We start from the raw sequence: 8,847 nt of genomic DNA, 5'->3' as shown, positions 1-8,847 counted from the left end.
GTCCGAGTGTTGGGGCGCGGAGCGGGCCTCGCAACGCGGGGGCGTGATTTGTGGGGCCTGGTGTGCGTGTGAGGTCCGAGTGTTGGGGCGCGGAGCGGGCCTCGCAACGCGGGGGCGTGATTTGTGGGGCCTGGTGTGCGTGTGAGGTCCGAGTGTTGGGGCGCGGAGCGGGCCTCGCAACGCGAAGCCCAACTTGTGGGGCCTGGTGTGCGCGCTTAGGGGCGCGAGTGGCACGCAGAGCGGGCCTCGCAACGCAAGGGTCCCCAAAGACGCAAAACGAGCCAACCAACGAAACACGATAAACTGCCCGTATCCCACCACCCGCGATATCTACGCGAACTAAGACGGAGACTTTTGTGAGCTTGACGCAGCTTGACCGTGTTCCCATCCGCCGTGCACTGATCTCGGTTTATGACAAGACGGGACTGGAGGAGCTCGCGAAGGGCCTGCACGCAGCAGGCGTCGCAATCGTCTCCACCGGATCCACCGCCAAGAAGATCGCCGCCGCAGGCATCCCGGTCAAGGAAGTCGAAGAAGTCACCGGCTCCCCGGAAATGCTGGACGGCCGCGTCAAGACCCTGCACCCGCGCGTGCACGGCGGCATCCTGGCTGACCGCCGCGTCCCGGCCCACATGGACACCCTGGCCGGCATGGAGATCGAAACCTTCGACCTCGTGGTGGTTAACCTGTACCCGTTCGTCGAGACCGTGAAGTCCGGCGCAGCGCAGGATGACGTTGTTGAGCAGATCGACATCGGAGGCCCCGCCATGGTGCGCTCGGCCGCGAAGAACCACGCCGCCGTCGCCATCGTCACGGACCCGAACTTCTACGGTGCTGTCGTCGACGCCGCAGCCCACGGCGGTTTCGACCTGAACACCCGTCGCCGCCTGGCCGCCAAGGCCTTCGCGCACACGGCAAGCTATGACAACGCTGTTGCTTCCTGGACCGCCAGCCAGTTCCTGGACGAAGACGGCGACGGCATCATCGACTGGCCCGCATACGCCGGCCTGGCACTCGAGCGCTCCGAGGTCCTCCGCTACGGCGAGAACCCGCACCAGCAGGCTGCCCTGTACGTTGACAAGGCTGCTCCGGCCGGCATCGCCCAGGCTGACCAGCTGCACGGCAAGGCCATGAGCTACAACAATTTCGTCGACGCCGATGCAGCCCTCCGCGCTGCGTTCGACTTCGCCGAGCCCGCAGTCGCGATCATCAAGCACGCCAACCCCTGCGGTGTCGCCGTCGGTTCTGCAGACTCTGCGGACCCGATCGCCGACGCACACGCCAAGGCCCACGCCTGCGACCCCGTCTCCGCTTTCGGCGGTGTGATCGCGGCGAACCGTACCGTCACCGCCGGCATGGCCCGCACGGTTGCGGACATCTTCACGGAGGTTGTCATCGCCCCGGACTTCGAGCCCGAGGCCGTGGAGATCCTCTCCAAGAAGAAGAACATCCGCCTGCTCGTCCTGCCCGAGGGCTACGGCCGCTACCCGTCCGAGATGCGCCAGGTTTCCGGCGGCGTCCTGGTCCAGATGTCCGACAAGGTAGACGCCGACGGCGACAACCCCGCCAACTGGACGCTCGCTGCCGGCGAAGCTGCTGACGATGCAACCCTCGCTGACCTCGCGTTCGCGTGGACCGCGTGCCGCGCGGCCAAGTCCAACGCCATCCTCCTTGCCAACCACGGTGCTGCTGTGGGCATCGGCATGGGCCAGGTCAACCGCCTGGACTCCTGCCGCCTCGCCGTCGAACGCGCCAACACGCTTGGCGTCCAGGTGGAGTCCGACGTCGAAGGTGCTGGCGGCGCGTCCAACGCCAGCGGTGCCGACGCACCCGAGCGCGCACGCGGCGCCGTTGCAGCGTCCGATGCGTTCTTCCCGTTCGCCGATGGACTGGAGATCCTGATCGAGGCAGGTGTCCGCGCAGTGGTCCAGCCTGGCGGTTCCGTCCGTGACGAGGAAGTCATCGCCGCAGCCAACGCCGCGGGCATCACGATGTACTTCACCGGCGCACGCCACTTCTTCCACTAGGAGACCACGCGCCCTATAAGCAGTCCAACGCAACGGCGGCCGCCCCCGGTAGGGGACGGCCGCCGTCGTACTTAACAGGGACGTGCTACTGAGAAACCGTTACGAAGCCGCCGCGGTGTTGTAGGTGGACTGGATCACGGTGCCCCAGTAGGGGCCGTACATGGTGGTGGAGTTACTGCCGTAGCCGTAGCTGTTGATGGAGTTCTGGTAGCCGGTGGAGCTGTTGCCGATGAACCACGGACCGCCTGATGAACCACCGGTCATGTTGCAGGGGATGCCCTGGGTGTTGAACTGCGGGTTGTTGGGATCGTTGGTGGCAGTGCCGGAGCAGCTCTTGAGTGATTCGCCGTTGAACGGGGAAGCTGCCGGGTAGCCGAAGGACTTGTAGCTCAGGCCGCGTGCGGCGTTGAACTGGACTCCGGAGGAGCCCACGACGTCTGCGAGCTTCTGGCCGTTGAGGGTGTTCATGACGGCGAAAGCGGTGTCGTACTGCATGTTGCCGTTGGAGGCCCACTGGGTGGGGGAGTACAGCGCCTTTGCCGTCCACTTCCCGTAGGGTGCTGCGCCGTTGAGGTAGGCCGGCACGAAGACGAAGTTGGTGGCGTAGGCGCCGGGTCCTTCGTTGACGCAGTGGCCGGCGGTGGACACCGTGCTCTTATTGGCGGCGGTCACGGAGTTGCCGGAGCAGACGTAGTTGGAGCCACCGAGGGTGAAGAAGATCTTGCCGATGTGCTTGACCGGGGTTTCGCTCTGGTTGACCTTGCGGTCGATCGTGGTGGAGCCGGTGGCTTGCTGCCCGGGAATGCTGCTGACAGCGCCCGGGGCTTCGGTGACCTGGGCTTTGCCGAGGTTGAGGAGCTTGCCGCGTTCCAGTGCCTTGACGCCGAGGATGTCGCCGGACTTGGCGTTCTGCATGCGCTCAGGCGTCCAGTAGTCTGCAGCGCCGGTGTCGGACGCTGCATGGCTGCTGACCGAAGCGCCGCTGGAGTCTGTGGTGTTCACCGGTGCCGCGTTTGCACTGGTGGTTCCAACCAGCGCCAGGATTGCGGCAGCGGACAGACTCAGCAGGCTTGTGGCCAGGGTCTTGGTTTTCGTCACGTTGTTCCTACCTATCGAGGGAGTGAGGCGGCCAGTGATGGCGACCGCCGACTGACGGAATCGAAGGTATCGCGCGTATGACAAGTTTGTAAAGAGATGTTTCAGAGTTTGTGATATTTGGCTGTCACTTCTTGTCGTGCTACTGGAGGGGGCGTACGACGGCGGTGCGCAGCGGCGGCGGGCAGGTCACCGCCCGGCATAAATCGTTTTCCCGGCCGGTAACCAAAGGAGTGATCCCGGACACGAAGAGCCGCCAAAACGGCCTACTCGGGTAAGTTAGGAGATGTTGAAATCTGCAGACTTTCAGGGAGAACCCCGCCAATGGCCAAGATTATCTATACCCACACAGACGAAGCGCCGATGCTGGCAACCTACTCATTCCTGCCGATTGTGGAAGCGTATGCCTCGACCGCAGGTGTAGAGGTGGAGACCCGCGACATTTCGCTGGCCGGCCGCATCATCGCCGTCTTCGGTGATTTCCTGACCGAGGAGCAGCGCACGGGCAACGCCCTGGCTGAACTTGGCGAACTGGCAAAGCAGCCGGAAGCCAACATCATCAAGCTGCCCAACATCAGCGCCTCCGTGCCGCAGCTCAAGGCTGCCATCGCCGAGCTCCAGGCCCAGGGCTACGCCCTCCCGGACTACCCGGACAACCCCTCCTCGGACACCGAGACGGACATCCGCTCGCGCTACGACAAGATCAAGGGCTCCGCCGTGAACCCGGTACTGCGCGAAGGCAACTCCGACCGCCGCGCACCCCTGTCGGTGAAGAACTACGCCCGCCAGAACCCGCACTCCATGGGTGCCTGGAGCGCAGATTCCAAGACCAACGTTGCCACCATGGGCGAGAATGACTTCCGCTCCAACGAGAAGTCCGTGGTCCTGGACAAGGATGACTCCCTCACCATCCAGCTCGTCCGCGAAGACGGCTCCGTCAAGGTCCTGAAGAAGGGCTTCCCGGTCCTGGCCGGCGAAATCGTTGACGGCACAGTCCTCCGCGCAGCAGCCTTGGACGAATTCCTCAAAGCACAGGTTGCCCGCGCCAAGGAAGAGGGCATCCTCTTCTCCGCGCACCTGAAGGCCACCATGATGAAGGTCTCGGACCCCATCATCTTCGGCCACGTGGTCAAGGCCTACTTCTCCGAGCTGTTCGAGACCTACGGCAAGCAGCTCGCCGCAGCTGGCATCAGCCCCAACAACGGCCTGGCCGCTATCCTCAACGGTCTCGAAGACCTTCCGGAAGACGTCCGCGAAGGCGTCAAGGCTGCCATCACCAAGGGCCTCGAAGACGGTCCGGCGCTGGCCATGGTGGATTCCGACAAGGGCATCACGAGCCTCCACGTCCCTTCCGACATCATCGTGGATGCTTCCATGCCCGCCATGATCCGGCAGTCCGGCCACATGTGGGGCCCGGACGGCAAGGAAGCCGACACGCTGGCCGTCCTCCCGGACAGCTCCTACGCCGGTGTCTACCAGGTTGTCCTGGACGACTGCCGCGCCAACGGTGCGTTTGATCCCACCACCATGGGCACCGTTCCCAACGTGGGCCTCATGGCGCAGGCTGCCGAAGAATACGGCAGCCACGACAAGACCTTCGAAATCGAGGTTCCGGGCACGGTCCAGCTGGTCAACAGCGCCGGCAAGGTCCTGATCGAGCACGAAGTTGCTCCGGGCGACATCTGGCGCGCCTGCCAGACCAAGGACATCCCGGTCCGCGACTGGGTCAAGCTGGCCGTCACCCGTGCCCGCGCGTCCCAGACTCCGGCCGTGTTCTGGCTGGACAAGACCCGCGCGCACGACGCCAACCTGATCGCCAAGGTGAACGAGTACCTCAAGGAACACGACACCGAAGGCCTGCAGATCGAGATCCTCTCCCCGGTTGAGGCCACGGCCTTCACCCTGGAGCGCATCCGTAAGGGCGAGGACACCATCTCCGTTACGGGCAACGTCCTCCGCGACTACCTCACGGACCTGTTCCCCATCCTCGAGCTCGGTACCAGTGCCAAGATGCTCTCCATCGTTCCGCTGATCAACGGTGGCGGCCTGTTCGAGACCGGTGCCGGTGGCTCCGCTCCGAAGCACGTCCAACAGTTGGTCAAGGAAAACCACCTTCGTTGGGACAGCCTGGGGGAGTTCCTTGCCCTGGCCGTGAGCTTCGAGCACCTTGCCACCACCACGGACAACGCCCGCGCACAGGTCCTGGCTGACACGCTGGACCGCGCAACGGGTACGTTCCTGCTGGAAAACAAGTCCCCGCGCCGCAGCGTCGGCGAGCTGGACAACCGCGGCAGCCACTACTACCTGGCCACGTACTGGGCCCAGGAACTGGCCAAGCAGACCGAAGACGCAGAGCTGGCCAAGGACTTCGCAGCAATCGCTGAAGCCCTGACCTCCAACGAGGACACCATCGTTGGCGAGCTCGCCGCAGTGCAGGGTCACGGCGTCGACCTGGGCGGTTACTACCGTCCGGACGCTGCCAAGGCCGCTGAGATCATGCGCCCGTCGGCGACGTTCAACAAGGTTCTCTCGACCCTGGGCTAAGCCACGCGAAAAGACCCCGCAAGCGTCAAGCTTGCGGGGTCTTTTTTGCGTTCGTGCCCCGGTTGGAGGTCGGCTTAGCGGTCGGCGTGGAACCTGGCGGGTGCGGTGCCGCCGTCGACGATGTCCTTCAGCACCCGGCCAATGGCAGGTGTGAACTTGAAGCCGTGGCCCGAGAAACCGGCGCCCACCACCACCGGCCCGAAACTGTCCAGCACGAAGTCTTCGGTGGGGGTGGTGGTGTAGGTGCAGCTGATGGGAACCGCAGTGGAGGGGTCGACGCCGGGAAGCCACTCTTCTGCGTACCGCACCAAGGCTTCGAGCTGCTGGGGGATGGGTTCGAACGTGCGCTCATCGGGGTCCATGACGGGGCCAACGCCATGCCAGCCCGCTTTGACGCCTTCGCCGGGCGTGAGCATGCCGTACACGGGGCTGAACCAGTATTCGTAGAGTTCGTTGTTGGGGTCGGGGTCCGGGCTGTGGTTGAAGCTGGGCCACACCAGGGTGTTGTCCGTAGGGGTGAAATGGGCAGGTTGCTCCTGCGTGACCACCAGGGACGGAAGCTTGGCGAGGCCGTTCAGGACTTTGGGGGTCCACGCCCCGGCCGTGACCACCACCCGTTTGGCTCTGTACTCGGTTTCCTCGGTCACCACGACCACAGATTCCGCGCCGTCCACGCGGATGTCCCGCACCGGCGTCGAGTATTTGAAAATGGCTCCCCGGGCCTCGGCACTGTTCCGGAGCGCCACCAGGGCATCTGCTGAGCGGATCCGTCCGGAACCTGGCACGAAGAGAACGTCGGTGGCGAAGTTCATGCCCTGCCAGCGATTGGCGGCGTCGTCCGCGGAAATGAAGTAGCTCTCGATGCCGCGTTCCTGGTGGGCTTCGCGGACCTTTTCCAGCTTGGGGATGTTGCCGTGGTTCGCCAGCCCCACCAGGTCCAGCAGGGGTGCGCCGTGCTCTGCGGCGAGTTCGTCCCAGAGGGTCTTGGACTCAGCCAGGAGGTCGAGGTAGTCGGCCTCGGCGTAGGCGGTGTTGAAGTTGCGGGTTGCGCCATGGGATGCGCCGATGTGGTGGCCGGCCTCGAACCGTTCCAGGAGGACCACTGAGCGTCCGGACCGGGAGAGTTGCCACGCGGCAGCCGATCCCATGGCTCCTCCACCAACGACTACAACATCAACTTCCATGCCTGCTCCATCCACCGTGGCCCTCTTGAAACGCGGCCCCGAACAGGGCCACCTCCCATTCTGCCCCCAAGCGCCCGACCAAGTGACGGTTCGCGTCGTTCTGCGCGTTGGGAACGCCCTGATGCAGGCCCTGGTTGGCGCCTGACCCGCGGACGTGGAAGATTGGGACGGTGAAATTCCTTCACCCCTCTCCCCAGTCCTCCTCCCGCGGTGTCTCCATCCTGCGCGTGGTGTTCGGTGCGCTCATGGTGGTCCACGGCCTCCAGAAGCTCATGGCCGGACACGCAGCTTTCGCCGCGTCCGTGGCCGCCATGGGTGTCCAAAAGCCCGAACTCATCGCCTGGTTGGTCATCGCCGGCGAACTCGGCCTTGGCACGCTGCTGGTCCTGGGTGCGCTGACCCGGGTGGCCGGGTTCCTCGCAGCGATCCTTTTCGCCTCGATCTGGTTCGTGACGGAGGCGGGCAAACCGCTGCTGACCGACGCGTCCGGCGTGACGGCCGAGCTCCTGATTATCTATTTCGCGATCTCGGTAGCGTTCGTGTTCCTGGGTCCCGGAGCACTGTCGTTGGACCGCAAACTGGCGCGCCAGCCGGCTCGCGGTCGCTAGCGCACGTGACGTTAGCCCACCTGGGTTAAATCACGCCGGCGGCACTCGTCGAGGGGCGACGTCCCGGCGCTTGAACCCCATGCCAAAGCCCCCGAGAGCTAACCCCTCACGGCGGCGGCACTCACCGTGCGTCGTTCGGGTACCGGATACCCAGCTGTGAGCGCACTCCGTCAAACAAGCGCATCACGTTGACCGAGTCTTCCAAGGGCATCACGGGACTCTCGGTGAGGCCTTGCTGGACGCATCGCGTCACTTCGCGGAGTTCGTACGTGTAGCCGATGCCCACCACGTCGAAGTGCTCGCGCCGGGGCTCGTCCCAGCCAACCCTGATGAGCAGTTCGCGGGGGTTGTTCACCGACCCGACCGTTTGCAGGAAGCCCAACCCGCCGGCAACCGTGGCAGTCCGAGGCCCGTGCGCCATCAAGGACGACGTCAGCTGGGCCTGCGCACCGTCGGCGTACCCGAGTGTCAGTGCGTTCTGGGTGTCCACGCCGTCCTCGTTCAGTGATCCGATGGCAGTGACAGACTGTGGGAAGCCAAGGGTTCCCAGCGCCCAGAGCAGGGGATAGACGGTAATGTCCAGGAGCGCCCCGCCGCCATCGTTCAAAGCCCAGATCCGGGCGGTGGGGTCGTAGGGCGCCGGGAAACCCAGATCTGCGCTGACCCACTGGATGCTCCCAAGCTCACCTGAACCGGCGATCTCGAACGCGCGCTGCATGCTGGGCAGGAACCGGCTCCACACGGCCTCCATGAAAAACACCTTGTTTTCCTTGGCCAGCTTCACTAGTTCCGACGCTTCGCGGGCGTTGATGGTCAGGGCCTTCTCGCAGAGGACGTGTTTGCCGGACCGCAGTGCGGCGGAGGCGATCTGGAAGTGCTGGGCATGCGGAGTGCCGATGTACACCACGTCCACCGCGGGGTCGGCGAACATCCGCTGGTAGCCGGGAACACCGCCGTCGTCCCCGTAACCCTTGGCGAAGCCGAGTGCACTGGCGAAAGCATCCGCTGCCTTTTGGGTCCGTGAACTAACGGCGTAGAGTTCCGCGTCTTCCAGCAGCGCCAGGTCCTGGGACACGCTTTTGGCGATGTTGCCGGTGGACACCACACCCCACCGCAACGGCCGTCCGGTCGCTGCCCGGGGATCCTGGTTGGTTTGCTCGAACAGCCACGGCCTGGCGATGGGGAGGGTCATGAGTGCCATCCTCTCATTTGTCACAAGTCATTCGGCGCAAGGGTTGGCGGTCAAGCCGCTGCGGTGCGCACCCTTTCGCGCCCCTCGCTCCCGGAACCTCCGGTGCACGGGGCGGGAACGGGTGCGGCCGCCGGGAACGTGGGGTGCGCCCGGCGGCAACGGGTGCGCCCGCAGGGAACAGGCCGCGACACGGTAAG

6 protein-coding genes are annotated in these 8,847 nt (G+C 64.8%); 3 read left to right on the top strand and 3 right to left on the bottom strand.

Features of this window, described 5'->3' with window-relative positions; genetic code table 11:
• The first annotated feature begins 356 nt into the window (after positions 1–356).
• A complete protein-coding gene (gene purH / locus ACNQOP_RS10265) occupies positions 357–2,027 on the top strand; it encodes a bifunctional phosphoribosylaminoimidazolecarboxamide formyltransferase/IMP cyclohydrolase (RefSeq protein ID WP_416404390.1) in 1,671 nt (556 codons plus the stop codon).
• 99 nt (positions 2,028–2,126) lie between these two features.
• Here the strand turns inward: purH and ACNQOP_RS10260 are convergent, their stop codons facing one another.
• On the bottom strand, positions 2,127–3,230 hold the full coding sequence (locus ACNQOP_RS10260) for a trypsin-like serine peptidase (protein ID WP_416404399.1): 1,104 nt from the start codon (positions 3,228–3,230) through the stop codon (positions 2,127–2,129).
• A gap of 216 nt (positions 3,231–3,446) precedes the next feature.
• On the opposite strand from ACNQOP_RS10260, the gene ACNQOP_RS10255 reads away from it, so the two are divergent.
• On the top strand, positions 3,447–5,666 hold the full coding sequence (locus ACNQOP_RS10255) for an NADP-dependent isocitrate dehydrogenase (protein WP_284986072.1): 2,220 nt from the start codon (positions 3,447–3,449) through the stop codon (positions 5,664–5,666).
• Between the two features lie 74 nt (positions 5,667–5,740).
• Here the strand turns inward: ACNQOP_RS10255 and ACNQOP_RS10250 are convergent, their stop codons facing one another.
• Entirely contained in the window at positions 5,741–6,850 is a 1,110-nt protein-coding gene (locus tag ACNQOP_RS10250; RefSeq protein ID WP_416404389.1) for an FAD-dependent oxidoreductase, read from the bottom strand.
• Between the two features lie 170 nt (positions 6,851–7,020).
• On the opposite strand from ACNQOP_RS10250, the gene ACNQOP_RS10245 reads away from it, so the two are divergent.
• Positions 7,021–7,458: a DoxX family protein gene (locus ACNQOP_RS10245; protein WP_416404388.1), complete on the top strand. Its 438-nt coding sequence runs from the start codon at positions 7,021–7,023 to the stop codon at positions 7,456–7,458.
• 121 nt (positions 7,459–7,579) lie between these two features.
• Here the strand turns inward: ACNQOP_RS10245 and ACNQOP_RS10240 are convergent, their stop codons facing one another.
• The gene (locus ACNQOP_RS10240) at positions 7,580–8,650 is read right to left on the bottom strand and encodes a Gfo/Idh/MocA family protein (protein ID WP_416404387.1); all 1,071 of its coding nucleotides are present in this window, start codon (positions 8,648–8,650) and stop codon (positions 7,580–7,582) included.
• Positions 8,651–8,847 lie beyond the last annotated feature (197 nt).

Source organism: Arthrobacter sp. LFS091, from assembly GCF_047977885.1.
Lineage (GTDB): Bacteria > Actinomycetota > Actinomycetes > Actinomycetales > Micrococcaceae > Arthrobacter.
The sequence above is the reverse complement of the archived record's forward strand: the minus strand, read 5'-3'. Positions and strand labels throughout refer to the sequence as shown.

What these genes read in the sequence shown, in the direction of transcription:
- ACNQOP_RS10255 (WP_284986072.1), top strand. Translation starts at nt 3,447, where the DNA reads ATGGCCAAGATTATCTATACCCACACAGACGAAGCGCCGATGCTGGCA.
- ACNQOP_RS10250 (WP_416404389.1), bottom strand. Translation starts at nt 6,850, where the DNA reads ATGGAAGTTGATGTTGTAGTCGTTGGTGGAGGAGCCATGGGATCGGCT.
- ACNQOP_RS10240 (WP_416404387.1), bottom strand. Translation starts at nt 8,650, where the DNA reads ATGACCCTCCCCATCGCCAGGCCGTGGCTGTTCGAGCAAACCAACCAG.